This is a genomic window from Serratia sp. JUb9, from assembly GCF_014298095.1.
Classification (GTDB): domain Bacteria; phylum Pseudomonadota; class Gammaproteobacteria; order Enterobacterales; family Enterobacteriaceae; genus Serratia_B; species Serratia_B rhizosphaerae.
This window is the reverse complement of record NZ_CP060416.1, coordinates 4,404,312-4,430,312: the sequence shown is the minus strand read 5'-3', so window position 1 is coordinate 4,430,312 and position 26,001 is coordinate 4,404,312. Positions and strand designations below refer to the sequence as shown.

The 26,001-nt window shown below is 47.3% G+C and carries 29 protein-coding genes and 1 pseudogene; 19 read left to right on the top strand and 11 right to left on the bottom strand.

Annotated features, from left to right (window positions below; genetic code table 11):
• The first annotated feature begins 75 nt into the window (after positions 1 to 75).
• The 15 genes from HF675_RS20935 to HF675_RS20865 all read left to right on the top strand — a co-directional run bounded on the left by HF675_RS20935 (position 76) and on the right by HF675_RS20865 (position 9,203).
• Positions 76 to 804, top strand: a complete 729-nt coding sequence (locus HF675_RS20935) for a DUF3944 domain-containing protein (RefSeq protein WP_187043719.1) — start codon at positions 76 to 78, stop codon at positions 802 to 804.
• Between the two features lie 59 nt (positions 805 to 863).
• Positions 864 to 1,541 carry a YafY family protein gene (locus HF675_RS20930; protein WP_048225434.1) on the top strand — a complete coding sequence of 226 codons (678 nt, stop codon included), beginning with the start codon at positions 864 to 866 and terminating at the stop codon, positions 1,539 to 1,541.
• A 107-nt stretch (positions 1,542 to 1,648) separates the two neighbouring features.
• Positions 1,649 to 2,059, top strand: a complete 411-nt coding sequence (locus HF675_RS20925) for a hypothetical protein (RefSeq protein ID WP_142816459.1) — start codon at positions 1,649 to 1,651, stop codon at positions 2,057 to 2,059.
• Positions 2,060 to 2,113: 54 nt separating this feature from the next.
• Positions 2,114 to 2,473, top strand: coding sequence for a hypothetical protein (locus HF675_RS20920; protein WP_010434179.1), 360 nt, complete (start codon positions 2,114 to 2,116; stop codon positions 2,471 to 2,473).
• A gap of 80 nt (positions 2,474 to 2,553) precedes the next feature.
• The gene (locus tag HF675_RS20915; RefSeq protein WP_010434180.1) at positions 2,554 to 2,766 is read left to right on the top strand and encodes a hypothetical protein; all 213 of its coding nucleotides are present in this window, start codon (positions 2,554 to 2,556) and stop codon (positions 2,764 to 2,766) included.
• 110 nt (positions 2,767 to 2,876) lie between these two features.
• Positions 2,877 to 3,698 carry a DUF932 domain-containing protein gene (locus HF675_RS20910; protein WP_187043718.1) on the top strand — a complete coding sequence of 274 codons (822 nt, stop codon included), beginning with the start codon at positions 2,877 to 2,879 and terminating at the stop codon, positions 3,696 to 3,698.
• 35 nt (positions 3,699 to 3,733) lie between these two features.
• Positions 3,734 to 4,216: a DNA repair protein RadC gene (gene radC / locus HF675_RS20905; protein WP_187043717.1), complete on the top strand. Its 483-nt coding sequence runs from the start codon at positions 3,734 to 3,736 to the stop codon at positions 4,214 to 4,216.
• A gap of 13 nt (positions 4,217 to 4,229) precedes the next feature.
• Entirely contained in the window at positions 4,230 to 4,451 is a 222-nt protein-coding gene (locus HF675_RS20900; RefSeq protein ID WP_142816030.1) for a DUF987 family protein, read from the top strand.
• Positions 4,452 to 4,471: 20 nt separating this feature from the next.
• Positions 4,472 to 4,822, top strand: coding sequence for a type IV toxin-antitoxin system YeeU family antitoxin (locus tag HF675_RS20895; protein WP_142816029.1), 351 nt, complete (start codon positions 4,472 to 4,474; stop codon positions 4,820 to 4,822).
• Positions 4,823 to 4,846: 24 nt separating this feature from the next.
• Positions 4,847 to 5,185 (top strand): TA system toxin CbtA family protein, encoded by a 339-nt coding sequence (locus HF675_RS20890; RefSeq protein WP_090122177.1) that lies wholly within the window; start codon positions 4,847 to 4,849, stop codon positions 5,183 to 5,185.
• 114 nt (positions 5,186 to 5,299) lie between these two features.
• Entirely contained in the window at positions 5,300 to 6,133 is an 834-nt protein-coding gene (locus HF675_RS20885) for a DUF4942 domain-containing protein (RefSeq protein ID WP_142816028.1), read from the top strand.
• A gap of 76 nt (positions 6,134 to 6,209) precedes the next feature.
• Positions 6,210 to 6,458, top strand: a complete 249-nt coding sequence (locus HF675_RS20880) for a CopG family ribbon-helix-helix protein (RefSeq protein WP_142816027.1) — start codon at positions 6,210 to 6,212, stop codon at positions 6,456 to 6,458.
• 3 nt (positions 6,459 to 6,461) lie between these two features.
• Positions 6,462 to 6,737 carry a type II toxin-antitoxin system RelE/ParE family toxin gene (locus tag HF675_RS20875; protein WP_142816026.1) on the top strand — a complete coding sequence of 92 codons (276 nt, stop codon included), beginning with the start codon at positions 6,462 to 6,464 and terminating at the stop codon, positions 6,735 to 6,737.
• A gap of 114 nt (positions 6,738 to 6,851) precedes the next feature.
• Positions 6,852 to 7,649, top strand: coding sequence for a helix-turn-helix transcriptional regulator (locus HF675_RS20870; RefSeq protein WP_187043716.1), 798 nt, complete (start codon positions 6,852 to 6,854; stop codon positions 7,647 to 7,649).
• A 294-nt stretch (positions 7,650 to 7,943) separates the two neighbouring features.
• Positions 7,944 to 9,203 carry an integrase arm-type DNA-binding domain-containing protein gene (locus tag HF675_RS20865; RefSeq protein WP_187043715.1) on the top strand — a complete coding sequence of 420 codons (1,260 nt, stop codon included), beginning with the start codon at positions 7,944 to 7,946 and terminating at the stop codon, positions 9,201 to 9,203.
• Between the two features lie 40 nt (positions 9,204 to 9,243).
• Here the strand turns inward: HF675_RS20865 and HF675_RS20860 are convergent, their stop codons facing one another.
• The 4 genes from HF675_RS20860 to HF675_RS20845 all read right to left on the bottom strand — a co-directional run bounded on the left by HF675_RS20860 (position 9,244) and on the right by HF675_RS20845 (position 14,011).
• On the bottom strand, positions 9,244 to 11,616 hold the full coding sequence (locus tag HF675_RS20860; RefSeq protein ID WP_187043714.1) for a S8 family peptidase: 2,373 nt from the start codon (positions 11,614 to 11,616) through the stop codon (positions 9,244 to 9,246).
• 18 nt (positions 11,617 to 11,634) lie between these two features.
• Positions 11,635 to 12,621 carry an AAA family ATPase gene (locus HF675_RS20855; protein ID WP_187043713.1) on the bottom strand — a complete coding sequence of 329 codons (987 nt, stop codon included), beginning with the start codon at positions 12,619 to 12,621 and terminating at the stop codon, positions 11,635 to 11,637.
• A 413-nt stretch (positions 12,622 to 13,034) separates the two neighbouring features.
• Entirely contained in the window at positions 13,035 to 13,289 is a 255-nt protein-coding gene (locus HF675_RS20850; RefSeq protein WP_049296328.1) for an ogr/Delta-like zinc finger family protein, read from the bottom strand.
• Positions 13,286 to 14,011 (bottom strand): NAD-dependent aldehyde dehydrogenase, encoded by a 726-nt coding sequence (locus HF675_RS20845; RefSeq protein ID WP_187043712.1) that lies wholly within the window; start codon positions 14,009 to 14,011, stop codon positions 13,286 to 13,288. Before HF675_RS20845 ends, HF675_RS20850 begins: the two co-directional genes overlap by 4 nt.
• A 530-nt stretch (positions 14,012 to 14,541) precedes the next feature.
• On the opposite strand from HF675_RS20845, the gene HF675_RS20840 reads away from it, so the two are divergent.
• The 4 genes from HF675_RS20840 (at position 14,542) to HF675_RS20825 (ending at position 16,512) form a co-directional block, all read left to right on the top strand.
• A complete protein-coding gene (locus HF675_RS20840; RefSeq protein ID WP_147824186.1) occupies positions 14,542 to 14,805 on the top strand; it encodes an AlpA family transcriptional regulator in 264 nt (87 codons plus the stop codon).
• Positions 14,802 to 15,047: a hypothetical protein gene (locus tag HF675_RS20835; RefSeq protein WP_033638862.1), complete on the top strand. Its 246-nt coding sequence runs from the start codon at positions 14,802 to 14,804 to the stop codon at positions 15,045 to 15,047. The genes HF675_RS20840 and HF675_RS20835 overlap by 4 nt, the downstream gene beginning before the upstream one ends.
• A gap of 5 nt (positions 15,048 to 15,052) precedes the next feature.
• Positions 15,053 to 15,358: an ash family protein gene (locus HF675_RS20830; RefSeq protein ID WP_187043711.1), complete on the top strand. Its 306-nt coding sequence runs from the start codon at positions 15,053 to 15,055 to the stop codon at positions 15,356 to 15,358.
• 42 nt (positions 15,359 to 15,400) lie between these two features.
• A protein-coding gene (locus HF675_RS20825) for an IS3 family transposase (RefSeq protein WP_370569823.1) occupies positions 15,401 to 16,512 on the top strand; the annotation gives its coding sequence in 2 pieces (ribosomal slippage) (positions 15,401 to 15,662 and positions 15,662 to 16,512; 1,113 coding nt in all).
• Positions 16,513 to 16,902: 390 nt separating this feature from the next.
• On the opposite strand, the gene zorE is transcribed toward HF675_RS20825, so the two are convergent.
• The 7 genes and pseudogenes from zorE to HF675_RS20795 all read right to left on the bottom strand — a co-directional run bounded on the left by zorE (position 16,903) and on the right by HF675_RS20795 (position 25,999).
• On the bottom strand, positions 16,903 to 17,994 hold the full coding sequence (gene zorE, locus HF675_RS20820; protein ID WP_187043709.1) for a type II Zorya anti-phage system protein ZorE: 1,092 nt from the start codon (positions 17,992 to 17,994) through the stop codon (positions 16,903 to 16,905).
• A 3-nt stretch (positions 17,995 to 17,997) separates the two neighbouring features.
• On the bottom strand, positions 17,998 to 18,705 hold the full coding sequence (gene zorB2, locus HF675_RS20815) for a type II Zorya anti-phage system protein ZorB2 (protein ID WP_187043708.1): 708 nt from the start codon (positions 18,703 to 18,705) through the stop codon (positions 17,998 to 18,000).
• Between the two features lie 6 nt (positions 18,706 to 18,711).
• Positions 18,712 to 20,364 carry a type II Zorya anti-phage system protein ZorA2 gene (zorA2, locus tag HF675_RS20810; RefSeq protein WP_187043707.1) on the bottom strand — a complete coding sequence of 551 codons (1,653 nt, stop codon included), beginning with the start codon at positions 20,362 to 20,364 and terminating at the stop codon, positions 18,712 to 18,714.
• 442 nt (positions 20,365 to 20,806) lie between these two features.
• Entirely contained in the window at positions 20,807 to 21,958 is a 1,152-nt protein-coding gene (locus HF675_RS20805; protein ID WP_187043706.1) for a Wadjet anti-phage system protein JetD domain-containing protein, read from the bottom strand.
• A complete protein-coding gene (locus HF675_RS24010) occupies positions 21,955 to 23,289 on the bottom strand; it encodes an SbcC/MukB-like Walker B domain-containing protein (RefSeq protein WP_370569847.1) in 1,335 nt (444 codons plus the stop codon). The genes HF675_RS20805 and HF675_RS24010 overlap by 4 nt, the downstream gene beginning before the upstream one ends.
• A 1,131-nt stretch (positions 23,290 to 24,420) precedes the next feature.
• A pseudogene (locus tag HF675_RS24005) lies at positions 24,421 to 25,248 on the bottom strand (ATP-binding protein); the annotation flags it as partial.
• Positions 25,220 to 25,999, bottom strand: coding sequence for a DUF4194 domain-containing protein (locus HF675_RS20795; RefSeq protein WP_187043704.1), 780 nt, complete (start codon positions 25,997 to 25,999; stop codon positions 25,220 to 25,222). The gene HF675_RS20795 and the pseudogene HF675_RS24005, both read right to left, overlap by 29 nt.
• Positions 26,000 to 26,001: the final 2 nt, after the last annotated feature.

Here is a 26,001-nt window from a genome sequence, read left to right as displayed (position 1 = left end):
CATTTCTGATGACATATCCATACAGTTCCCTCCTTTAAAGTGTGGCCTCTCCACCACCCTGATTGAGAAAGAACAATGGCTGTCTACCGTAACGACCCTGATTTGAATCTGCTGGGCAAGTGCAGCAATGAAGAGCTGCAATTACTGGTTTCCATCCTGACCACTGACCCACGCGATGGTGACACTCGCTGGACAGAGAGTCTGACCAGTACCCCGGAGTACCGCCTGTTAGCACCAGACCACCGCCGCTACTGGCAACTGATAGCCGCTGAGTTTCAGCGTTACGGCGCGAATACCCTGGCGAGTCTGGTCCGACTGGGGCAAGGCGTGACCTATCGGGAAATCCTCGTCGATGTCTGTGACAAGCTTGATGTGGATTACAACCAGAAAAGCACTACCGAAACCATTGAGCTTGCTCTGTTGATGAAGGTACTGGAAAAAAGCCTGGATCAGATGTCACCGGAAGAGCTGGCTGCTTTCTCCCACAATATGCATCTGGATCTGACAAACCCCACGCCACAACTCATTCTTATTGCCGTTCAGGCTGCCATCCGGACTTCCTCGCTGGCTGCACTGGAGCTGGCAACGATGTTGTCTGCCAGTGTCATCACTTCTCTTGGCGGTATTGCCACCTGGGGAACTGTGGTGGTCGCTTCACGCGCACTTTCCGTACTGGCGGGTCCTCTTGCCATCGCACTGAGTTCAGCGTGGATGATTTCCGACATCGCTGGTCCGGCTTATCGGGTCACGATACCAGCATGCATCATCGTGTCCTGGCTGAGACAGCAGCACCTTTCCCGTTAACACCTTTTACTTAACCATCAGCCCCGACGGGGCTGCCATTTGCGCAGGAAGCATCCCTCATGTCTGAACAGGAACAACGCTATGACCGCCTGGCAAGCCGTCTCGCCATACTGGTCAGCCGCCTCTTTATGGGAGAAACGCTCAGTATCAGGCAACTTGCTCAGGAGTTTGGCGTCTCTGAGCGTACCGTTCAGCGCGACCTGCGTGAACGACTGCGCTATATCGACACGGAATATATCGATGGTCACGTCAGTCTCCGGGATGCTCGGGGCCCCTTTCGTACCAACAGCGACATTATCCGTTTTGCCCAAATAACCAGGGTGGCACATTACTTTCCGGCACTTGACCCTAAGTTGTTGTCTGTCCTGCTCGACAACGGTCAGGACTCCCCCTGCATTATCTGGAATGCGCCACCCCGTCAGGCTCCGGCGTTGTTTGGCGGTTTTCAGGTCATTATCCAGGCCATCATCAGCAATCGCCGCATTCATTTTCTGCATCACGGACACCATCAGTCCGCCGTTGCCCCTTACCGGCTTATCTGTCTGGAAGGCGAGTGGTACCTGACGGCAGTAACTGGCGAGCGGATTCAAGTATTTACCCTTTCAGCCATCACCGATGTGGTCATGACCATCGGGGGCTTCACCAGAAGCAGTCATATCCGGCGGATTTTTGAAGACCCGCGATTTATTCAGGCCCTGCCGCATTTTCAGTACATCAGCAGGCTCATCCGGGAATGACCCCGCATGTTCATTCGTCAGCACCGTAGTTTTACTAACAGAAGGAGTTCATCTTGAAAAATGTATCACTCAGCATCCTGGTACTGGCTGGCAGTCTGCTACCGGTTATGGCGCAGGCATCTGGCAGTCAGGATACCTGGACCCGAGGTTGGGGACAGGGAGTATCAGAGTTTGTCATCAAAGGGAAAGGTCAGTCACAACTGTCACTGAGCTGTGAAGATTATGGCTCGCAACCGGCCACGGTCATATTTACTGACGCCAGCGGGCATCAGGTCAGTATGGATGAAGATAAAAGCCTTCAGGTCAGTATCGACGGTGGAGCACTTATTGATATCAGCGAATCTGGCAGTCGAGTGGGCGGTAATAACCTGGCGCTGGCCTGGGCTCAGTTACGTAAGGGCAAACAGGTCTTAGTAACCGGAGACGGTGTTAAGCCTGCCACATTCACGCTGTCCGGGGCGACTAAGGTTTTACCGGCATTCGGGACACACGGCTGCGTGGGTAAAGATGCACTCTAGCCTGCATCTGAGTTTGACGCCTGTTGATTACGTTATTTTAAAAAGGAACAGATTATGAAATTTAAACACATGCTGGTACCCGCACTGCTTGCACTCTCAGCTCATACGCTGGCAGAGCCAGCGCCGACCATCAAAGTGGAGACCAGTAATCAGGTTCATCCTGCCGGGACACGCTATGTCACGGTCGTGGTCACCTCGCTGGATGACAGTATCAAAGTTGAAAAGATAGATGTGAACCGGGGTAACTGTCGTATTGATAACCAGAAGTACCTATATTCCAGCAATAAGGAAACTATTCTGCCCGCCTCCTTGCGCTACGGGGAGTCCGTCAAAGTAAATTTTTATAATAACTGCGTTGCTTCAGAAGTCGTCGTCACCACTGACAAGGGGGGATGGCGTTACACCTACCACTGAGCCACTTTCCTGTATCAGCTTCCTCAAATAAATCTTCACTCCACCAGAGGGCTGCCGCCAGGCAGTCCGGAGCAAACCCTATGACCTTTCTGAAAATGCTGGTGACGGCCCTGAGCCAGGCACTGACATGGTGCGGCGGGCATCAGGCCCGGCAGTTTATTGAAATTCGCCTGCGTCAGGCAGGCTACGATGACAGCAGTATTGATACAGCCCGGGAAGCGGTCACGTTGCTGGTCACTGCACTTATCACCGCCCTGATGGCGCAGATACTGAAGATTCTGGATACGTTGTAGTCCTGCCCGCCATATCCCTCCCACTGTGAACAACATATCTGCCCCTGCCTCCTCACGGAGCAGGGGTTTTTGCTTTTATGCCTTCAGATTAATCAGATGAGGAATCAACTATGCGATTAGCCAGCCGTTTTGGTCGGGTGAACCAGATTCGCCGTGACCGCCCCTTAACCCACGAAGAACTGATGCAGCATGTCCCCAGCGTCTTCGGGGAAGACAAGCACGACTCCAGAAGCGAAAAGTACACCTACATACCCACGATCACCCTGCTGGAGAACCTTAAACGCGAAGGGTTCTGGCCTTTCTTTGCCTGTCAGTCACGTGTGCGCGACCAGAGCAGGCGAGAACATACAAAGCATATGCTGCGCCTGCGTCGTGCCGGTCAGATAAACGGTCAGCAGGTGCCGGAAATCATCATTCTGAATTCGCACGATGGCGCGTCGAGTTTTCAGTTACTGCCGGGGATATTCCGAAGTGTCTGCACTAATTCGCTCGTCTGCGGACAGTCGTTTGGCGAGATCCGCGTGCCACACAGGGGGGATGTCGTCGGGAAGGTGATTGAGGGTGCCTATGAGGTGCTCAGCGTCTTTGACCGGGTGGAAGAGAAACGTGACGCTATGCAGTCCCTGCAACTCCCGTCACCAGCACAGCATGCACTTGCTAAAGCGGCGCTGGCGTACCGTTTTGGGGAAGAGTACCAGCCAGTGACTGAATCGCAAATCCTTGCACCTCGCCGCTGGCAGGACGAGAACGATGACCTGTGGACTACCTACCAGCGCATTCAGGAAAACCTGCTGAAAGGCGGTCTGCCTGGACGAACCGCACAGGGGAAACGCAGCCGTACCCGCGCCGTGAATGGCATCGATGGAGACGTGAAGCTCAACCGCGCCCTATGGGTGATGACCGAAAACATGCTGGCACTGTTTGACCACTAATGTTAGCCACTTAAATTAGAGGAGATACCCTCACCATGAACACAACAAACTCATTATCTGTTGTTGCTGAGCTGGCTCCCGCCACACAGCGTGCCATTAAACGCGCCTTAACTTTGCTGGAAAGCCAGTTGCGTGAGCCCGGCGTGTCATTTACATCGAGCAGTTCAGTTCGGGACTGGTTTCGCTTGCAGATGGCATTACTCGAGCGGGAAGCGTTTATGCTGCTCTGGCTCGATAACCAGAACCGCCTGATTGCTCACGAAACTCTGTTTAAAGGCACCATCAACAGTACTGAAGTCCATCCCCGCGAAGTAGTGAAGTCAGGCCTGAAGCACAATGCGGCAGCAGCCGTACTGGCACACAATCACCCCTCCGGTCAGGCGGAACCTAGTCATGCCGACCGGCAGATAACGAAACGGCTGAAGAGTGCCCTGACTCTCGTGGATATCCGGCTGCTCGACCACCTGGTGGTGGGCGGAATGGATGTTGTCTCGTTTGCTGAACGTGGCTGGCTTTAAAGGAAGATTATTAATGAAAATTATCAGTAAACATCAGGCGATGGCGATATACCGACAGCACCCTGAGTCGCGATTATTTCGCATCTCTACCGGGAAATATCAGTGGTACGGCAGCGTCTGCCACTATTACGGCAGGGAGGTTCAAAACATCAACGGGGTACTGGCTGTTTTTGCTGAACGCCGTCAGGACCGCAAAGGGCCTTATGTCAGTCTGCGTAGCGTGACCCTGAATTAACCGTTTTAAGGAGTGCAAAAATGCTGAGTAAAAACATGACCGCAGCTCATGATATTGCTGAACCGTGGTGGGGACTCAGACGCGATTTCTCACCGTGTTTTGGTGCCCGCCTGGTGCAGGAAGGCAACCAACTGCATTACCTGGCTGACCGCGCTAGTTTTAACGGTCAGTTCAGCGATGCGGATTTACGCCATCTCGACCTGGCTTTTCCTGTACTGATGAAACAGCTAGAACTGATGCTCACCAGTGGTGAGCTTAATCCACGGCACCAGCACTGCGTTACGCTGTACCACAACGAACTGACCTGTGAAGCGGATACGCATGGTAGTTGTGGCTACGTTTATCTCGCTATCTATCCTACCCAACGCTAAGTCCATTTCCCAACGAGAAAACTTATGAAAACTCCTCCTGTAAATCAGCGGGTGGCGAAGCCATGCCCGCCGCCAGTACTTGTCTGGCAAACGTTGCTTACGCGTTTACTGGAGCAACACTATGGCCTAACGCTGAATGACACTCCGTTCAGTGATGAAAGCGTTATTCAGGAGCATATCGACGCCGGTATTACGCTGGCGGATGCCGTTAACTTTCTGGTGGAAAAGTACGAGCTGGTTCGTATCGATCGCAAGGGATTTAGCTGGCAGGAACAATCGCCTTATCTTCGGGCTGTAGATATTTTGCGGGCGCGACAGGCAACTGGTCTGTTACGACAAAGCCATAATCTTTTGACACGCTGACTCTTGCGAGTCTCCTTCCCGAATTACATTCCCGATCTGTCTTCCTTATTTACTCATTGCATAATGCGTCTGCCACTCCCGGCGGGCGTGTTTGCTTTTTACGGACAAAATATCATGCAAACAGAAGCTGAAGTTTTAACCGATCATAGTGAGCTAATTTGCTCGACCAGCATTGAGCGTATCATCACAGGACGTGATGCTGCGCTGAGCTTGATAGAAATCCTGATCCATAAGCTTGATGATATCTCGCGGTTAACCTCCAGCATCGGTGGTGATGTAGCGGAGCATTGGGCGATGCGACAGGGCCATTCCTTTGACTGCTGGCTGATGCAATCAGTAGATAAAGCGATGCCGGTGATTACCCGCAATATCGACCGCAGTATCTGGCGCGATCTCATGCTGAAGTCCGGGATGTTGACCTTGATGGATGCCGAAGCCCGCAGCCAGTGGGCTAAAAACCTCGAAGAGGGCGATCTTCCAGCCATCAGTGAAGCCAACATCCTAAGTACCTTTAAACAACTCCACCACAATAAACAGGATGTTTTCGAACGTGGGATTATCAACGTATTCAAAGGACTAAGCTGGGACTATAAAACCAACAATCCCTGCTGTTTCGGTAAGAAGATCATCATCAACAATCTGGTGAAGCACGACCGATGGGGCTACAGCCTGAATTGGGGCTGGCGGCGCGATCAGTTAGCCGATCTGGAACGGATGCTCTACTTGCTGGATGGTAAAACCATTCCCGATAACCGGCACGATGTCTCCATCCGGTTTATGGATTTTGTGCGCGATAACCCGCATCAGCAGGTCTTCGAGGATGATTTGTTCACTATTCGCTACTTTCAGAAGGGTAGCGGGCATATCACTTTTAAACGCCTGGATCTGGTGGAGAAGATGAATGATATTGTGGCGAAACACTATCCGGGGATGTTGCCTGCGAAATAAGATGTGATGTTTTTATAGGCACCTCTATGCTAATCTTAATAGGCGTTATTAAGTATTATTAAACGAGGTAATCCTTATGGTTTCTTCTGCTAAACAGACCATCAGCGCTCAGATTCCAGTTGAGTTGGCTCTTGCCGTTGAGAATCTGGCTGTAGAGCTGGATCGCTCAAAGAGTTGGGTCATAAAGGAAGCATTACTCTCCATGTTGGCTGAAAGAGAGCGACGTCACCAGAACATCCAGGCCGGTCTTGCCGATGTGGATACCGGTCGTGTGGTGAGTCATTCGGACATGGTGGATTTCGCTAACCGTTTAAAGAAAGCCTGATAAATGGAAGTTTACTGGACGCGTAAAGCTCAGGATGACCTGGAACGTATCTACCGTTTTGCCCTTCAGTACAGTCGCCAGCACGCCGATGATGTTTTGGATCGCCTGATTACTGGCTGTGCTGGTCTTACAGCGCATCCGGCAATTGGCGTACAGCAGGCTCGATATGAACCTCGGGAAGTCCGAAAAGTGTTGTTCGATGACTACGAGGTACACTACGAACTCCGTGACAATGATATCTATATCGTGGATCTCTGGCATACAAAAGAAGAACGATGAAGGGATTTTCTTTTCGTTTACGAGCGTCTATAAATGAGCAAAAACACGGTTTTGTGTCTTTACTCATTTATGTGTTTTAATGGCATCTTCTTCCCCTTCTGAAGGATGGATGCCATGTTACAGAACAACATCAAACATCTTCGTACACAGCTATCTATCACCCAACGCGAGCTGGCGTTTATGGTCGGCACCAGCCAGCAGCAAATTCAGCGTATCGAAACCGGGAAGGTTGCGGCAAAGCTGAGTCTCGCACAGGCAATATGCAATGCTCTGGATAAGCCTCTAAATGTGGTGTTTCCGGAAAGCGATCGGTTGATAAACGACTTCCGTAAAAAGCGTCGTAAAACCGATGAAGATCTTGAAGCGATAGCCACAAGCGGCATTGAAATGGACAGTGGTCTCTGGACCGTAAAACTTTGGCTACAGGGACATCTGGACTATTTGCTGTTGCCCATTTCAGCGGCGGATAAGCGGAGGTTTTATTATTATTTTCAGGAAAAAACCGCCCCAAACACAGAGCGCTTCTTCGTTTTTGATTCTTCCGAGTATCGTTATGCGTTAAATATGCGTGAAGTGGCATTTCACCAGTTTTTGTCTGATGGTCTGCGGCCAATCGTTGACGAAGAGGATGATGCCTACGAAGACGATTATTTTAATGTCCATATCACCCTGGTGAACGGAGGGGGTGAGATTCCACTGTGTGTTGAGTCTGATGCGCCGCAAAACGAAGAGGTGGATGATATCGGTCAGTTGAATGCGCTTTTTGAAACGCTGGATGGCGAGCCTGAAACAACGGATCGTTACATGCTGACCGACGAGGATGGAGAAGATGCTTTTATCCGTATTGGTTCTATCGCGATGGTGCGAGTCACGCTTGACGCGTTAGAGCCTGTGGAAGATGATGAAGAGTAGTTTTTAGCTAGCTGTATTCACAAGGAATCGCCTTGAGTATACATGTGAGTATATATGGCGGTTCTATTATTTTTTAATATCAATAATTTCAGTTGGTTAAGTCGGCAATCGCGGTGCGGCCTTCGCACCATTCCTCCTTCCGTAGCCGTCCGACGAAGTCCAAAAAATCCTTTAAAATCAATAAGAGTAGCCTTTTTGGCGTCCGCCGTTGTCCGAGGCCGTCCGTTGAAATCCAGGGGGCACTGGGGGCATAATTGGGGGCATCTCCACTTCGATAGGAAATGTGCCCCCAAAATGAAGCTAAACGCCCGCCAGGTAGAGACCGCAAAGCCCAAAGAGAAAACCTACAAAATGGCCGATGGCGGCGGTTTGTATCTCGAGGTTACGACGAAAGGTTCCAAGTATTGGCGAATGAAGTACCGCCGCCCTAACGATAAAAAAGAGGATCGGCTTGCTTTCGGTGTTTGGCCGATGGTCAGTCTTGCCGAAGCACGTAGCAAAAGAGACGAAGCCAAAAAGCTGTTGGTACAAGGATTGGATCCAAAGGTAGAAGAAAGGGAAGCTCAGGCTGAAACTGCGGGTGCATACACATTCGAGACCATTGCCCGAGAATGGCATGCCAACAACAAACGTTGGAGTGAAGATCACCGAGCGAGAGTGCTTCGTTATTTGGAACTGTATATTTTCCCGCGCATTGGTGCAGCTGATATTCGTGGTCTTAAAACCAGCCATCTCTTAGCACCGATTAAGGCCGTTGACGCCAGCGGTAAGCACGACGTAGCGCAGCGCTTACAGCAACGTGTTACGGCCATTATGCGTTATGCAGTTCAGAACGATTACATTGATTCTAATCCTGCCAGCGACATGGCCGGAGCATTGGCAGCAACCAAAGCTCGGCATTATCCGGCATTGCCGCCTCATCGTTTCCCTGAGTTTCTCGCACGGCTTGCCGCTTATCGGGGACGTCTCATGACACGCATCGCCGTAGAGCTTTCATTACTCACCTTTGTGCGTTCTAGTGAGCTGCGTTTCGCCCGCTGGGATGAGTTCGATTTTGATAAAGCTTGTTGGCGCATACCGGCGCAGCGTGAAGAAATCAAAGGTGTACGCTACTCACACCGTGGCATGAAGATGAAAGAAGAGCATATCGTCCCGCTAAGCCGCCAAGCGTTGGTTTTGTTGGAGAAGCTAAGGACTTTGAGCGGAGAAAACAAGCGGTTGTTCCCCGGAGATCATGATCCCGATAAAGTCATGAGCGAAAATACTGTGAATAATGCACTACGTGCAATGGGCTACGACACCAAAACAGAAGTCTGTGGGCACGGTTTTAGGACGATGGCGCGCGGTGCTTTGGGGGAATCAGGGTTGTGGAGCGATGATGCGATAGAACGCCAGCTAAGCCATTCTGAGCGAAATAATGTGCGCGCTGCCTATATTCATACTTCTGAACACTTGGATGAGCGACGTTTGATGGTTCAGTGGTGGGCGGATTATTTATATTCTAATATCGAAGAGTTTGTATCGGCGTTTGATTATGCGAAAAAAACAACATGATTACAGAAGCAATAGGCAACATGAGTTGCCTATTACATGACTAGACACGATTTCTGTTTTGAATTCTCGGTTGAACCCTTGGTTGGATTCTTTGCTGAATGGTTTGGTAAATATTTATATTCTGCGTATGTGTCATTTCTACTACAATTGCATAACGTTGTTCTTGGATAAAGTCGGCCCATCCAGCTTGACATCTTACAACTAAATAATATGTATCTCCGTAATTTTGCATAGCACGGTCATAGGTGACTGATGCCGTCTGAACAGTGCTAAAGTCTCTTGAATTTGCACCAGGTTTAAGATCGCAATTATTACTTTGAGACATTTCTGAGACGATTCCGGTATCATCTTTAACTTTAAAGAATTCGAAAACCTCAGCGGCAGATTTACCACGAATTAATCTGAAATTCATTTCACACCCAAGGTAATCCTTTCTGGTATGTCTTACAGGAGGATCAAATGTAAGTGTTACCTTTATTGTCTTTTTGCCTGCCGTATTTCTGAAGATTTCTGTTATTGGTATTTCGTATACTGCAAAGTAATCTGGTTGTAATGAATCTTCTGAATAGAGAACCACTCGATTATCTTCGGATGCTATTAGGTTTTTTAGCTGAGGAACTCCCTTTCCATAAATTTTTCCTTTAGACGCTTCATCTAACATATTTATTCTTTGTTGGTTGAGCGTAGGATGATTTGATGAATTTACCAATAGAGCTCTTAGCAAATTAGCAGAGCAATCTGGAATTTGCTTGAGTAATATTGCTGCTTTATGGGCTACCATAGGAGCAGCAACAGATGTGCCAGAGGATGTTTTAAATAACTTAGTCAAAAAATGGTTATTAAGGCTTATCATGCCAGCTTCAGAAATATCGGCGCCAGACCGTATTTTAAATATTGCGGAATCGAAAATAGCAGTGCCACCATAATCAACCATATCAGGTTTACATATACCTAATACACCGGGGCCAGTACGTGTGAAAATAGACGGTTCATCCAATTTAGCTGTAGGTTGCACTCCAACATACGGCGCTAAGCTAGGTGGTAAGCCATCACCACAAGACAACGAACCTACAGTTAGTACATTGACTGCACCAGCTGGCTCAAGGAACTTATTTTTTTCATCTAAGAGAAAATTTGGATACTCATTAATAGCATCTTCAGGATTTTGACCCCATGCATTACCGTTGCCAGCTGAAACGATTATTAGGATATCGAGACTTCGTGCCAACTCGTCGAGAATGGATGCCCATTGACCATTTCGCTTACCATTAAATGGTGCTTTGGGATCTCCCAAAGAAATGTTAAAAATGCGACAACTATAATGTCTATGAAGTTCATTAATTGCCTGAGACATTAATTTTGGAATTACAACATCCTCAGGGAATTTACCTTCATTATTAACTACTTTGGCGGAGCAAATTTTGGCATAGCGAGTAAGCCGGTTACTGATGCTAAGCTGATACCGAAAATCACCAAATGCTGCTATTCCTGCAACTGAAGTCCCATGTCCCAAAACATCTTCACCGGTATCCTGCAAAAAAGATATTCCACCAATTAAAGCACCGTCTAGGAATGGGTGATTATTTACACCGCTATCGATCACCCCGATTACGGGTAAATCTTCATATGCATCATTAACTTCATGAGCATTTTCTAGATCTATTTCCATATATCTGCTAGTTTCCATATCAGGTGATGGAGGCAGATCAACTGTGTATATCTCAGGGATTTCCAATATTTCGTTTAAGCATTCAGTGTTACATTTTATTCTTAGAAGAGATATGGACGGTCCGACATATGAATCAATGTATTCGCCTCCATTTTCAATGGCGATTTTTTTTATTGATTCAATTTTAGCTTCTCGGGCTATCCTGCCACCAAAATCCCAGAGCTCGACGTCAAAAGTGTAAACTTCATCCTCATCAAAATCAGCTAAGGAAACGAATCCATCCTCCCTAAGTCTTATTCCAATCCTGTCATTGGCGGTAATTGTTTCTATGGATGTTAAGTTGCCTACAAAATTATTGTAGGCAGGGTTGCGCTGATTGGCGGGAATAGGGGCTGAGTACGCATTGATTCTTTCTGTTAGAGATAATAGAGAGTCGTTTGACGAAAAGAGAACTAAAGTTTTGTCTTCGTCATGTGAAAGTACATGCAATCCAAGTCTTTCCCAATCCTCATCAGCAGCTGAACCCTCATACTTTACTTTCATGATTAATGATGGATCAATACTTCCTGGTTTTCGCTTGCTCCTGATATAAGCAACAGTTGAATCTAACTGTCTTATAAGAGAGGTCCCATGCGTAACTCTTTGTTGACTGTTACGTTTAGGAGCGGAACCAAATCCGGGCTTTTTCCGTCTTTCGAATTGCTGTGGCATCTTAACAAGACGCAAATGTTCATACTCTGCCATTTTTATTCTCCATTTATATTAACGCATTTTATCAACACCACTATTCCTGCGATATTCATCATTGATCGCGTCAACTAAATAACGTTCACTCAATACTTTTTTCTTCCCTATAATCATGGTTTTTATAGCTTGATTTAATACTCTTTCTAAGCTTGAAAAACTCATATTATCTAACTTTAATATAAAATTATCTGGGTTGAAATCATAGTTAACATTTTTAAGCCTGCTTTTCAAAAACCTTTTAATCATCCCTTTATCGGGGTTTTTGAACCAAACAACTTCATCGAAACGCCGCCATACTGCTGGATCTATGCTTTTATCAAGATTGGTTGCGGCAATCATAAAACCTTTTGGAGCTAATCGTTCAATAAATAGCAAAAGGCTATTAACAACTCTCTTAAGTTCATTGTGCTCGTTTCCATCCTCACGTGAACGTGCAATTGCATCAAATTCATCTAAAAAAAGCACGCAAGGTTTGTTATTCGCGAATTCAAATATGGAGCGAATATTAGTGGCTGTCTCGCCGAGATAAGATGAGATCAACTTATCTAACTTAACTATAAACATAGGAAGACCTAGTGTAGAGGAAAAAACCTCAGCGCTTAGTGTCTTACCACAGCCCGGAGGACCACAAAAAAGGAGCTTGGTGCGTAACGATAGCCCATTTTTTCGTATTGCTTCTGCATGTCTATACTCCTCAATTAATCCTTTAAGTATTCTGACATTTTCGAAAGATAGAACTAATTCTTTGTGGGAATTACTTGGCTCAACTCTTTCGACAAAGTCATTTTTACCTTCAAGAGTCGGGGCGAACTTTTCCAGACCTTTTAAAGAATAATTCGAACCTATAGCTTGGCTGTTTTCGAGAGTTCGTCTCAAACTATTAGCTAATACTTTATTATTCTTTTTTTCTTCTTCACTAATAATTCTTTCAGCTACCGAGCGAAATTCTGAGTCATTGCCGTAGCTAGCCAAAAGTTTTTTCATTAACTCGCCTCTGGCCATCTTTAATCCTTTTTGAAATTACTTAATTATCAATTTGTTAAACAAGCATTTCTAAGCCTGAGAAACATCATAAAGAGTATACTACCAAGTCGAAGTAAGGAACGATAGCCTACCCACATACTTACATTTTTTGCCTAAAACATAATTTGTTTTCTCTATGGCGCGCAATACTTCCCCCGCCTCGCCTGCGCGCTTCATGTGTCGCTTTTCATGCAGTTGCATGAACGGCCGCAGGCCGCGCCAGTACTGGTGCGGTAGGGGATGAAAAGTGCATTTTCTTGCATGCAAAATCATGCACCCTATGCATGCACGCGCAATTTGAGGCTGGCTAGCCAGGAAAAAGGCTGTTTTGGGCGAGGCGGAAGGGGAATGCCCCGCGATGCTGTCGAGAGCGGCGGGGCTGAGGAGGGCGCTTAGTGCAGGGTTGGATTGCTGTTGTAGCGGCGATAGCGGTTCAATGTCCGTTCCTTTGGCGGCGGCGGGGCGTTCTCGTCGGCCGGTTGCGCCTGTATCGGCTGACACAGGATTTTATCGACGCTTTCCACCGTCTTGAATGTGCAAGAACAGGTCAGGCTCTGACATTGGTAATACGCCTCTTTTGTCCTCTCCGTGATATAGCGACTGGTGCGAGTATAGGACGCATGGGTGCACAGCGGGCAGCGCATCATGATTGGGCCCCTTTCTCTTGCAGCAGACGGCGTTTTTCCGCCAGTTCTCTTGCCACTTGCGTCCGGCGAATTGGGCTGCTTTGCAGTTCCGGCAATACGCCGGTTTCTTGCGGTATCGTCAGGCCAATCTCATTCAGCACCGGGTGGTCGATATTTTGCGTAGCCATGGTAGCGCGAATGCGGCCTTGTAGCGTGCCCAGTACCTGTAGCTCAATCATTTTCATCGGATTGTCCGCATAGACGCCGTAAGCCCGTGAAGCCAGTGCGCAAGCCTTGATAACGTCGGGGCTGATAAGCGCCTTGCTCAGCGCATCCACGGCCTGATGCATCGCATGAGCCGCAAAGGTCGTGAGGGCGTCTTTGTGCGCGCTCACCACCTTCGGGGCCGTGCCGCCGCAGCTGAGGTGAAGCTGCATTTTGTCCAGCTCCATCTCCTCAATCAGGCCGTCGAACTCTTTCGCCAGCTCCCGCTTGGAAATCCGACTGTGGTGCTGCGCTTGCAGTTCCGGCGTCATTTCTCCGCGCAGTTTGCGAAACAGGGTGCGCCACTGGCTTTCTGCCTCCTGGCTCTGCACTTCGGTGTCTTTCTTCTGTTGGTGGCAGCGAGCAATGCCCGTCACGACATCGGTCAACGCCCGGTAGTTTTTGTCGTGGGCGGCGCGAGCGTCACGCAGGGCTTGCAGTTTATCGGTGATGTATTTCGGTAAGGCGGTGGTGCTCATGGTCGTGTCTCCGGTGTCAGTCAATGTGAAGCTATTCTGCTGACCGCCGTACAACATCGCCATTCATCCCGGTTGGACTGTCCCCAGGACAACAGCCCTGAGTGCTGATGACAAAACCATCAAGCCGTTTTTAGTTTTACCTAAAACTATTCACTACTGTTCACCCAAATAAAAAACATAGATAAATCAGTAGATAAGTGAGTGAACAGTTCTCGCTAAACTCTTCACCCGGTGTTCACCACTGTTCACCCGGCCCAAAACGCCCTTTTCCCTGGCTAGCGGTGGTTAGTCTGTTTTTACCTATTTATTAGCAGTGAATTCATTGTTGAAAACGATGGGGCAATGTTGAGGAAGGGTGAGGAGTAGTGAGGATTGCTGAGCTATTATAATTTTTTGTTTTTATGAACATTTCTTGACGGGCCACACAACAACGCCTTGTTGCCACCCCGGTAAATATTCACATAATAGGGCGCTACCGAAGTTCACACAGTCCCGGCCAGCGTTGGCCGGACGCAAAGAGGTAGCGTTTTATGTTGACCGTTTCCACTCCCACGCCATCCACCCCATTGCCGGTTATTCCTGGCGGTTACACCCCGCGCGAGCGCTTTATTCGCTTGCCGGAAGTGCTCTACACCACCGGCCTGTCCCGCTCCACCGTGTACGAGATGATGAGCCGTAAGCAGTTCCCGGCCCAGGTCTCCCTCGGCGGTAAAAACGTCGCCTGGCTGGCCTCCGAGGTCGAGCAGTGGATGGACGAACGTATCGCTAACCGTCACCAGGGGGCCGCCGCATGATGCAGCTAACCTTTGGTCGCCAGCATTTCACCCTTGATGAGCGCGACGCGCTGTTTGTGGCGGAAGCTATTCTGTTGCAGCGTAAAGAGCCTGGCGTCGTCTTGCCGGAGCACCGCAGTGAAAAACACGGCGTTATTCGTCTGGCGAGTCGCCAGGCCGAGCCGCGCCTGTTCCGTGCCGGGCCGGTGCCGCTGACCTGCGCGGCTGCCGATACTCGCAACGACCAGCTTACCGACTGTTGATCACTATGCGATCGATTGAACGTCCGGGGGCGTCTTACGGCTTGCCCCCACGTCCGGCCCTGCGCTATAGTCCCCTCGCTGCCGCAAAATCGGCAGCCGGGCGTAGGAACCCGTGTTTAACTATGGCGACACAACACGCGCCAGGCGTGTTTTTTTTCGTCGCAGCCTTTGTACGCTCATTTTTTGCGCGGTGGATGTTATGCTACCGCAGCAGTCAATCAATGGTGGCTCAGGCGGGGCAGCCTTCGGGCTGGCCGGTTTACATAGTTACCGGTGTAAGTACCCCGCATAATCGAACCATTCACATTTAGAGATCTTCCGGCATACTCACTCTGTCAACGAAGGAGATCGCTATGCGTAAAGCCCGTTTTACTGAGCATCAGATCATCGCCGTGATTAAGTCCGTTGAAGCCGGACGAACTGTTAAGGATGTTTGCCGCGAGGCAGGTATCTCTGAAGCGACTTACTACAATTGGAAGTCTAAATACGGTGGCATGGAAGCTTCTGATATTAAAAAAATAAAAGATCTTGAGGACGAGAACCGACGTCTCAAGCAGATGTTTGCCGACATCAGCCTTGAGAACCGGGCATTGAAAGACGTTATCGAAAAAAAACTTTGAAACCAGCCTTTAAGCGTGAGCTGGTCACACATCTGATAACGACGTTTGGACTGAGTATCCGTCAGGCCTGCCGGAGCCTAAACCTGAGCAGAACGGTTTACCATTACCGCCCGAATACTACGCGTGACGAGCCTGTTATTTCCGCCTTACAGGCTGCCGCCGAACGGTATCCACGCTATGGTTTTCCAAAGTTGTTTCAGGTCCTGCGACGGCAGGGATATCCGTGGAATCACAAAAGGGTCCACCGTATTTACTGTCTACTGAAGCTGAATTTTCGTCGCAAAGGCAAGCAGCGTCTGCCGGTACGTAATCCATCACCGCTCGCTACGCCTGAAGCGTTGAACCAGAGCTGGTCTGTTGACTTCATGCATGACGCCCTGATCTGCGGTCGTCGTTTTCGCACGTTCAATGTCGTCGATGACTTTAATCGAGAGGCACTGACGATTGAAATAGACCTGAACCTACCCGCCCAGCGAGTGGTTCGTGTTCTCGACAGGATAGCGGCAAACCGTGGCTATCCGATAATGCTTCGCATGGATAATGGCCCGGAATTTATCTCTCTGACACTGGCTGAATGGGCAGAAAGGCATGCAGTAAAGCTGGAATTTATCAAGCCAGGGAAACCAACACAGAATGCTTTTATTGAACGTTTTAACCGGACATACCGTACAGAAGTACTCGATTTTTATCTGTTCCGAACACTGAATGAAGTGCGTGAGCTCACGGAGAAATGGTTGTCAGAATATAACTGTGAACGCCCGCATGAATCGCTGAATAATATGACACCGGAGGAGTATCGCCAACAGCATTACCAGGCCGAGATCTCAAAAAGTGCATGGAACTAAAGTGGGTCTATTTACAGTTCCATTTCTGGTCGCAGCGGGCAGCGCTACCAATGTTAGTGCTGATGGCGATACTATCAGTATTAAGTACAGTGGCCGGGTGTTTTCTTTTAGTAATTCTGTGGTTTATGAGGGGAATGGGAAAACACAGATGCCGCATCTTCGGTTTGAGATAGAAAACTAAATAAGAACTATAAATATTCATATGGATGTAAAGTGAAACTATCTATATAACTAAAGATAAAATTTAAATATTCGGTTAATTATTTTGGTAATTACTATTATCAATATAACTTATGAATCGTTTTTTTAAATTGTCAACTCTGGCGGAATAATGAATTGACAGTGGATTATATAATTAATTACCGTCAATTCACTATTAGGCAGGTATAATTAAAAATTAACCCCTGATTGTATTTCTTTAACTAGTTCCCCTACAGTGAAAACTTGCCATCCTTCTACTTCTACGGCTGTTAGGTTTATTGCGATCTTTATAGACGGCCATGCAGCAGCTACAGTGGTTATAGCTTCACCCTTTGAATTATTTAGGACTAAACCTATAATGGGTTGTGGATATCCTTTATTCTGCATGATGTGAATGTCGCCATGAATAGATGGGTCGGTGATATCATAAACATCTTTCCATGATTCTGTTTTTAATAACCCTTGCTGGGAACGTAACCGTTGGATTATTTCCATATCTGATTGAGCAATAAATATCCATGCATGCATAGGTTGCTTTCGGTGGCAATCTTTACACAAAACAATTAGATTTTCTGCTGAGTTGTCATATTTGACTCCATTTTTATGATGAACATCGCACAGTTTTTTAGATGAAATTAAGTTTACGCCACAATCACTACATATGTAATTAGCATTGTCTCGAGTACTTTTTGATATTTCCTTCCAATTCTTCACATAGCCGCTATTCGACTTGTCATGAATCCCTTTCGGAATATGGCGGAAACAGGTACTATAATTTAAAAAAAACTCATCCAAAGAGAATGAGTTAAATATTGATTTTTTCTGTTGTTTATCAATACTTCCTTTATAGTTAAGTCGTTCCAGACAGTTCATACAAACTCTCAGTGTTGCATCTTGACTACGACCTAACCCATCATCAATTTCGAATAAACCATCAACACGATTTGTTGCATGGTACCGTTCAAATCGATTTTTTTGACGCATGCTATCTAATGTTTTACACCAGGCAATATGGAATCGCTTCCCTTTTTTACCATCTTCAATGGCTGCATCATAACTATTGGTGTGATCTCTAATATATAAAAGAACCTGGCGTCCCTGGTAGGATATTAGGCTACTACCAGGATCAAGATCGGAAATACTAATTTCTTTTCCTGCTGATAGTTCAATATCTATAGGATCAAAGATAATAGGTGTTTCATCTAGGAAGAAGTCAACACCTTCAGGAAGCATTTTTTTTCCTAACTGAATCAATTCAGAAATATCTATAGATAATTTCATCTCTTACTCCTGAATGATCTTTCTGATCTGTAACTCGGCATTAGTCACAACTTTAAATGTTACGCGACGAGAACGGTTGGGATCTTCCTGACCAGATTTTTTGAGGATAGGGTGTGCAGAAGAATATCCAACGGCAGCAAATTTGCTTTTCACCCATTTCTTTTCAGCCGAATTATATTTTAATCCATAGACATATTGTAACACTGCTCGTGTACGCCCCTGAGAAAGCTCCATGTTATTAAAATAGGCAACATCAGGATTGGAGGTGCCGGTCCAGTCAGTACTAGTATGCCCTTCAATACGTACCTCTGTAATATGTTCTTGATATTTATCCAGAACATTTAGGTATCGGGGGAAGAAATCATCGAGGATCTGTTTAAATTTTGGTTTAAGTTCTGTGCTACCTAAACCAAATAAAACATCGGGTGATTTAAAACGAACCTCAAGAGTCTGCTTATCAATCTCAGCATCCCAGGCTGGTAAATCCTTCGCAAATTCAATATCTAAGGCATTGTAAAGTTGTAGCTGAGCATTTTCATAGGCTACAGCAACTTCTTTTATTTTTTCTTTTTCTATGCGTACATAGTGCATATAAGCAATGGAAATGAACATAAATACCATCATCAGGCCCGCCATTAAGTCTGACATAGAAACCCAATGTTCATTATCTTGATCTTTATTTGAGGCCTGTTTACCAATGATGTTATCCATTAGTGATTACCCACGATTCGGTTTTGTCGAAATTAATGATTGTAATTGCCCCATAACGGTCTGATACTCTTTGATTAGTCGCTCGTAGTTACCGACAAAACCTTTACTGATTGCGAGAAGAGCCTTACCCAATTCCTGCATCTCACGGTTCATCTCACGTTCTGTTGCCTGTTCGAAAGCATGTAATTGTTCGTTAATTGCACTACCAAATTTCTCAATAGATTCTTTTACCTGCGATGTTAGGCCAGTACTCGCTTTATCAAATGAGGTTTGCATGGTACCCAACATATTCTCGGCATTGCTGGATAATTGTTGATTAAATCTATCACCTGTTTTACTGAACATATCAATAATACTTTTCGTATTTTGTTCCATACTATGGTGCAATTCTTTGGAATGAACCTCTAGAGATTTAAGGAACTCATCACCACTTTGTTTCATCTCAGTAATAGTATCACCCAGTGTACTGGTAAGAGTTTCTGAAGAATTACTGACATCATGCGCCATTGATGCAAAAGCTTGCTGTGTCTGTGTCACTGATTGTCTGAAACCTTCTGTACCTTCATCAAGAGCTACGCGCATAGAATCAGCATTGGTCAGTATTTGTTGACTAGTTTGTTCAAGAGAAGTGCTGACACTTGCTGCTCCCAATTTTAGCATTTCCCCTACTTCAGTCATTTTTGTCTGAATCTCAGGTAAGACATCCGTTGCTTTATCACGTATTGCGGAAAATGCTTCCAGATGACGAGAAAGTTCACTAATCTGATGCTGATTTACCTGCAGAACATCACGTAGCTCAGACATCGCAAGTGGGATTTCTTTACATTCTTCCCAAATGCCAGCAACAGATTTTCTCGTTTCCACTAAAGATTCAACGCTTTGTTGATATTGTTCTCCCATTAACGCTATTTGATTTTTATAATTCTCCTGCCAGTCAACCAACTTTTTAACAGATGCGTCAAGTGCTTTGAAATTTTCGCCAAACTGTTCAGTTAAATTGTTATTGAAATCAACAATAACCTGCTTGAGAGCTTCGATAATTTGCTCTGTTGCACCTTTTGCCATTAGATCTGCAAATTTTTGTAATTGTTCCCAGAGTTTATTGCTGAAATCTGTATGGTAAGTGAGTTGAGAGCGAGAGTTATCATTTATCTCATTGCGTAATAATTTAATTTGAGTAATTAGAGAGCCTTCTTCATTACCACTCATACTCGATATTAATTTTGAAAAATTTTTGTTTTGTTCTTTTAGTTCTTGATGAATATGTTCAGGTGTGACTGATTCTGGAGTACTTTCCTCCAGTGAATTACGCTTGTTAGCAAAAAAGAAAGCATCGAGTCCATTAAAAAGTATTGCGAAAAACATCCCAACAATACTAGTAATAAATGCTGTCTTGAGACCACCTAATAATACAGGAATACTGGTGTCTATACTTTCTGTATTGAAATTAAGCAACCCAATAATAATTCCGGTAAAAGTACCCAATATACCTAATGCACCCATTAATGTAGGGGCATATTCTCTGAATTTACTATGTATGTTTTTCTTATCGCACCACCATGCTGTAAAAAATATAACAATAACAGCCCAGATAAAAATGTTTGTGATAAGGGTGGAGTCTATCGACTGAAAAAAGTTCTCAAAAATCTGCGCTAACATTCTGATTCCTGTGATAATCACGATTTGGTTTTTGGATAACTACTTTGTTACACTGTACAATTATGTGGGCTTTGACCATCAATCCTTTGATTATAATATCAAATACAGCTAGATATAAATGGTTTATTTCACATTTATTAGCACCATCTTGATCTTGCTAATTTTGATTAGCTTATAAATAATTTACTAGATTTATTAGTTCATGGAGTGGTTGCTTGTGTGGAATCCACGAACTCACATTGATGATGGTTTAACCTGGTTTTAGTTGCCACCTGTTATTACCTCAGTTAAGGCAGAGTTGGCACCAGATTTTTACTACGTATCAGCAGCGCCATTTTCAATGGGTTTTCCAACCAGGTGAGGCAGATTATTGGCGTTTAACGTTTATACCAAGCAACTTTATTCCACTATTTTAGTTGGACGAGCCATCGCTTACGTTAAATCACCTGATCCCATCAACCCAATCTCTTAAAGCGGACAAAACGACATCAACGGGAATAAACTCTTGTTCAAGCCGGCCGCGCTGTTGTGCGATTAAATAACGATAAAACTCGGCCTCCTCGTGCAGTAATCCTTCCGGCGGTGTTTCCTGCGCCGTTATTGGTTCATAAACTGCGCTATGCTCGGCATAGTGATCAAACAGTTCGCGGTTCATCAGTAGCGGGGATACAGTTGGGCGATACTGTCTGGCCTTGGCCAGCATCAATAGCCCCCAGCTATCCATATCTCCCCAGTAGGCGATGGATTTATCGTCAAAACTTGGGGCGGATAACCATTGTAAGTCGAGGCCCGCGCCTAAAATGGCGATCGTATCCGCTAACTCGGTAAGCTGGTGCAAGCATTTTTCGTTTTCAACAACCAATACGCGTGATGCCGGTAATGGCGTCGTTGCCAACTCTGCCGTGGTGATTTTGCTTCTTTTGAAGGGTAATAACCCCGCTGATAGCGGTGTTATAAGCACCCAATGGCTGTTTTCATCGTATGCATCCAGAAAGGTGGTTAACCCTTGTTCGCTAACTTCCCCGGCAAAGCGTTCGTCTAATAGCCGGGTTAGTAATGGCGTATTTTTTTCGATAAATTTGGTATCAACCCCTTGCCCTGAAATTAACCTCAATGGCCGTCCTTTCGCGCAGCCTGGCGTCAAGCGCAGGGCCAGTTTGGCGGCGGTAATAACCTCTTGTGGATCGCGATAGTGCCACAGTGAGCGCTGCCGGATTAATAGTGGATGAAAAACTGTGTCAACGTGTTCAATGATTTCCTCAAGCAGGCGAAACTCCTGACTGACGTTTGGGTCGGCCGCTGCCTTCACCCAATCGGAAGGCCCATTCAGGATCCAGCGTAGCGGCATCTCTATCGGCGCGGCGCTGGCCCGATAGCTGATTGCTCCCCATTCAACCTGTCCATTATCCACCTGTCGCCATAGCTGAATATGTTGTTGCACGCGCTGAGGACGTTCGGCTAATGCTTTAGGTGTGGGGGAACCGATAGACAGACGCAGTGGCCAGCAATGTGGAAAAAGTAATCGCTCGGATCGGACTTTGGCGTTATACCACTGCCGGGTCAGTTTTTTACGCAGATCGCCAGGCGCGTTCACGGCGTACTCTCCTCACGCCGTTGAGAGTGCTGTTCCAGTTCTTCCCAACTGAGCGAGGCCATGTTGGAATTTGCACCGCGCCGGTGGACGACGATGGCCGAACGTGTGTGCTGGCGTAACAGACGCATTTCTTTATTGGGGGTGATAAAGATGGCGTGCAGGCCAAATTCTTTAAGCGCGGCGATGATTCTGCCGGCAACGGCGTGTGAACTGCGGGAAAATGCCTCATCAAGTACGATGGTGCCGAACAGCGGGCGGCTGCTTCCTTTTGGGCATAGTGCGTAGCTAAGTGATGCGGTCAGCACGTAGGAGGCGATAATCTCTTTCTCGCCGCCGCTACCGCCTTGTGAACCCTTTTGCGATTGAATGACTTCACCAGTCTGGCGGTCTATCACTGACACGGCGAATTCAAGCCGAAAGCGCGGGTCCAAAAGCGCTTTTGCGCTCAAGGTCCGGTGTCTTTCACAGGCGTCGCGCAGTAAAGCGACCAATGTGCGTAGGGCTTTATAGTGGCTCTCGCCATTGTCATCGATAAAACGGTCGGCGTTGAGTTGACGCTGTGCTTTTTCAAGTGTGCGTAAACTTTCATGAATGACTTTTCTGGTTTCCAGGCGTAAATAGCGGTTAGGTTGGAAATCGACCCTGAACATGGTGGCGTTTAATTCGCTCAGGCGTTCCTCAACCATTAACACTTCATGTTCGATGTGGCTGAGCAGTTGTGTGACGCCCTCATCGGACGAGCGATTCAGGTAGTCGAGAAAGCGGTTGAGTTTTTCGGGCAGGGCTTCTTCCGTTAGTGCATCCAGACGTTGTAAATAAGCGGGAATATCTTCCAGATCGGTACCGACCTCGGAGAGTGCGCCGGTATCTACCTGTCTGGCGGCAGACATGCGCCGGATGAGTTCCCCTGTTAGGGAATTTAACTCATTGTTGACCTCATCGATTTCTTGTTGGAGCTTCAGTTCCTGTTGGCGTTCTAACCGAGCGATGTCCGGCAGTTGCGCTATCTCTAAGGTAGGAAAACGCTCGGCGCTTAATGCCCGATTATCGTCTGACAAACCTTGTTGGCTAACTTGCTGAGCTTGCTGCTTTGCCAACCGTGCGGCTTCAAGTTTCTTTTCCAGCCCGCCAATATCTTTGAGTAAGCTCCGCTGTTGCGTCTCGATCTTATCACGTTTATTTTCCGCTTGGTGCAAAGCCTGTTCGGCCGCTTTAGCATCGGAGTCAGGCCGGGTCAAATAGGCCAATCGCTCCTTGAGCAAGGCTAACTGTTGCTCTGCGCCGGGAAGGTCGATACGGTCGAATTCTAGTTGCTGAATGGATTCCAACAGTGCATTTTGGGCTTGTAGTTGCCCTTTTTCTCCTTCTGCGGTTTGTAATGCTTGTTTGGCAGCATTAACTTGTACTTGAATATGTTCTATTTCCCGGGTGAGAAACTCCATACGATCCCGGTTATCAAATCCGGTTAACCAGCCGCGGTCGAGATGCTGTTGGTCCTGCTTATCATAAAAGCGTTGCTTGCCGGACATTAGCCCTTGAACGGTCATCGCATGTGGCAAAGTGCGCAGCTGTTCCGGGTTATCGACGCAGTGACGGTCGATGTTCGCTAACAGCGCTTTTACCGCGTCTCGCCAGGGATGATCTTTCCATTGCAATTTGCGTGTAAAGCCATCATCGAAAAACGTGGTTGCCGTATGCGGTAATTTAACTTCCAGCAGGCGGACATGCAGGTTGTTATGGCGCTGGTTTACCCAACGTAAGGCCTGCGGCAAGGATTCCGGTGCAACCAGAATACGTAACCGTTGGCTACCTGTGGCCCGTTCAATCGCACCGCGCCAGGCGGCCTCTTCGGGTTTCACCTGGATCAGCTCGGCGACAAAAGGGAGCTGGGCTTCGTCAACATTTAGGGCCTCCGCCAACTCGCTACGAAACGTCTGGTAGTTTGCTGGCAGGTTGGAGTCCGGACGGCGAGCTATATCAGCTTTTTCTGCTGCCAGGTCCTGTAACTGTATCGTTAAAGAGCGGTGTATTACGCCTTTTTGAAATGCATCTTCCTGTTTTTCCTCTATCTCACCGGCGATTTCTTGGCTTTTAGCCGCAGCAGCAAGCTGGTTTTCAGCGAGTCGCTGTGCGCTTAGCTCAGCGTGTAGTCCAAGTTTTTTGGTTAATTGTTGGTATTGGTGCGCCTGGGATTTACGGCTGTGGAGAGTTTGTTGCCAGTCGTCAATGCGCTCATTTAACTCATTGATGTTTGCGCCACCGACTTGGAGAAAATGCTGCATACAGTCAGCCACTACGCGTTTCTGTGTCGCAATCTGTATTTGCAGCTGTTTTTCATCGGTTTCTGCAGCATCAAGCGCGTGTTCTAACCGCTCCGCCTCCTGTTGCCACAGCGCGTGTGCTTGCTCTGCGAACCAAATGGGCAGCAGTGACTCCAAGCGTTGCCGTTTGGCTAACTGTGTTTGTTGCTGCTGATACTTATTCCAGCTCGATGAGATGGGCTGTAAGGCGTGTTGCTGCTTGCGGGCGATCTCCAGCTCCTGGTGGATTTCACTCAGGTCATCGAAACTGTTGGCGACTTCCGCTGCGCGGTCAAAGGCCGCGTGATCGTCAAGCACCAGTTCGCGGAATAGGTCATCAATACTGTTTAATTGTTTTAATCCCGCTGCTCGGTTTAGCAGGGTAAAGGCGTTTTCCCCTACCTCGAAGTAGTCACGTAGACGTGCCAGATACTGTTTTTTATTCGACCATGTCCAGATGCCGGTTGATCCTTTTTCCATTTGCTTCAGTGACCGGGTGCCGCCGTCATGGTAGACATTCAGCCAGCGCTCCAGCGTATGCTCAGGAGCATCGCTAAATAGCCAGAGCCTTTTCATATCCGTTACGCTGGAACTGGCGCTGTCGAACCAGAACAGCCCCCCCAACTGAACCTGTTTCTCTCCGTTTTTCAGCGTTGCAGAGATACCGGTGACGGTTTTGCCCGGTCTGGCAATATGTGAGAGGCCTTCTTTTCCGTCCCCTGGGCCGGAAACGCCCCGAACGTAGGATAAAAGATCGCGGTCACTCTCATGGCCTCCGGTTGAAGCCAGGTTATATCTGGGGTTCGCGCAGAGAAGGGTCATCAGCGCGTCAACCAAGGTAGTTTTTCCGCTGCCGGTGGGGCCGATGACTGCGGTACCTGCGGGGTCCAGTGTTGCGTGGTGTAACCCTTGGAATCCTCCCCAATTGAACAATGCAATATCCGTGAGGATAAAGGTGTTGTTATTCGTCAGATGAATGTCCTGGTTCATGCTTCCTCTCCTCTTTTCTATCATCCTTGTTAGATTCGCCATCAGGGGATGCTTGAGCGTTAAGCTGTTCTTGTAACCAAGCGATCAGAGCTTGCAGATTTATCGGGTCGGCAAGGTGGGCGATAATTGGACGAATAGTGAATTGTTCATGGGCGTCAGGCGAAGTGACAAGACCATGACCTTTTAGTTGATCCAACAGAGTACTCAATCGGTTACGTTCTCTAGACTCGCTGCCTGGATCGCCAAGATAGATGCGTAACTGTGGAATAATATCGTCAATGGAGATAAGCGCCTGGCTGGCGCCGGTACCACTTTCTTGCTCCCAGGCAATAAAATGCTGGCGTAGGATGGCAATGAGTAAAGATTGCTCCAGGTTCAGCCGTTGCCGCCGAACTAACGGATGTGACCATTCATCGCTTTCTGCGGTTTCGTCAAGCCTGACTTTGACATACAGTAAACCGCGAATCTCATCGATGCCGATAGTCAGATCGAGCGGCTCCAGGATGTTGCGTACCTCGTCGGAATGAGCCAGAGCAATGTGGTAAAGGTTAGGTTTGCTGGCTTCTTCCAGCAGGCCATACTTAAGCAGTTCCTGTGTTGCTTCGCGCAGTTTTTTTTGTGTGTTACGTGTTTCACCACCGTTGTTTTCTTCGACTACTTGTTCGCTGGTGTTATCGCTCTGCTGTATCAATTCGCTGTCTGAGTTTACGTCATTATTTTGGCTAACGAGTCTGTCAAAAAAACCTGCCATGG

Excerpts from the sequence above, each read along its gene's own strand:
- HF675_RS20935 (WP_187043719.1), top strand. The coding sequence starts at position 76 with ATGGCTGTCTACCGTAACGACCCTGATTTGAATCTGCTGGGCAAGTGC.
- HF675_RS20930 (WP_048225434.1), top strand. The coding sequence starts at position 864 with ATGTCTGAACAGGAACAACGCTATGACCGCCTGGCAAGCCGTCTCGCC.
- HF675_RS20925 (WP_142816459.1), top strand. The coding sequence starts at position 1,649 with ATGGCGCAGGCATCTGGCAGTCAGGATACCTGGACCCGAGGTTGGGGA.
- HF675_RS20920 (WP_010434179.1), top strand. The coding sequence starts at position 2,114 with ATGAAATTTAAACACATGCTGGTACCCGCACTGCTTGCACTCTCAGCT.
- HF675_RS20915 (WP_010434180.1), top strand. The coding sequence starts at position 2,554 with ATGACCTTTCTGAAAATGCTGGTGACGGCCCTGAGCCAGGCACTGACA.
- HF675_RS20910 (WP_187043718.1), top strand. The coding sequence starts at position 2,877 with ATGCGATTAGCCAGCCGTTTTGGTCGGGTGAACCAGATTCGCCGTGAC.
- radC (WP_187043717.1), top strand. The coding sequence starts at position 3,734 with ATGAACACAACAAACTCATTATCTGTTGTTGCTGAGCTGGCTCCCGCC.
- HF675_RS20900 (WP_142816030.1), top strand. The coding sequence starts at position 4,230 with ATGAAAATTATCAGTAAACATCAGGCGATGGCGATATACCGACAGCAC.
- HF675_RS20895 (WP_142816029.1), top strand. The coding sequence starts at position 4,472 with ATGCTGAGTAAAAACATGACCGCAGCTCATGATATTGCTGAACCGTGG.
- HF675_RS20890 (WP_090122177.1), top strand. The coding sequence starts at position 4,847 with ATGAAAACTCCTCCTGTAAATCAGCGGGTGGCGAAGCCATGCCCGCCG.
- HF675_RS20885 (WP_142816028.1), top strand. The coding sequence starts at position 5,300 with ATGCAAACAGAAGCTGAAGTTTTAACCGATCATAGTGAGCTAATTTGC.
- HF675_RS20880 (WP_142816027.1), top strand. The coding sequence starts at position 6,210 with ATGGTTTCTTCTGCTAAACAGACCATCAGCGCTCAGATTCCAGTTGAG.
- HF675_RS20875 (WP_142816026.1), top strand. The coding sequence starts at position 6,462 with ATGGAAGTTTACTGGACGCGTAAAGCTCAGGATGACCTGGAACGTATC.
- HF675_RS20870 (WP_187043716.1), top strand. The coding sequence starts at position 6,852 with ATGTTACAGAACAACATCAAACATCTTCGTACACAGCTATCTATCACC.
- HF675_RS20865 (WP_187043715.1), top strand. The coding sequence starts at position 7,944 with ATGAAGCTAAACGCCCGCCAGGTAGAGACCGCAAAGCCCAAAGAGAAA.
- HF675_RS20860 (WP_187043714.1), bottom strand. The coding sequence starts at position 11,616 with ATGGCAGAGTATGAACATTTGCGTCTTGTTAAGATGCCACAGCAATTC.
- HF675_RS20855 (WP_187043713.1), bottom strand. The coding sequence starts at position 12,621 with ATGGCCAGAGGCGAGTTAATGAAAAAACTTTTGGCTAGCTACGGCAAT.
- HF675_RS20850 (WP_049296328.1), bottom strand. The coding sequence starts at position 13,289 with ATGATGCGCTGCCCGCTGTGCACCCATGCGTCCTATACTCGCACCAGT.
- HF675_RS20845 (WP_187043712.1), bottom strand. The coding sequence starts at position 14,011 with ATGAGCACCACCGCCTTACCGAAATACATCACCGATAAACTGCAAGCC.
- HF675_RS20840 (WP_147824186.1), top strand. The coding sequence starts at position 14,542 with ATGTTGACCGTTTCCACTCCCACGCCATCCACCCCATTGCCGGTTATT.
- HF675_RS20835 (WP_033638862.1), top strand. The coding sequence starts at position 14,802 with ATGATGCAGCTAACCTTTGGTCGCCAGCATTTCACCCTTGATGAGCGC.
- HF675_RS20830 (WP_187043711.1), top strand. The coding sequence starts at position 15,053 with ATGCGATCGATTGAACGTCCGGGGGCGTCTTACGGCTTGCCCCCACGT.
- zorE (WP_187043709.1), bottom strand. The coding sequence starts at position 17,994 with ATGAAATTATCTATAGATATTTCTGAATTGATTCAGTTAGGAAAAAAA.
- zorB2 (WP_187043708.1), bottom strand. The coding sequence starts at position 18,705 with ATGGATAACATCATTGGTAAACAGGCCTCAAATAAAGATCAAGATAAT.
- zorA2 (WP_187043707.1), bottom strand. The coding sequence starts at position 20,364 with ATGTTAGCGCAGATTTTTGAGAACTTTTTTCAGTCGATAGACTCCACC.
- HF675_RS20795 (WP_187043704.1), bottom strand. The coding sequence starts at position 25,999 with ATGGCAGGTTTTTTTGACAGACTCGTTAGCCAAAATAATGACGTAAAC.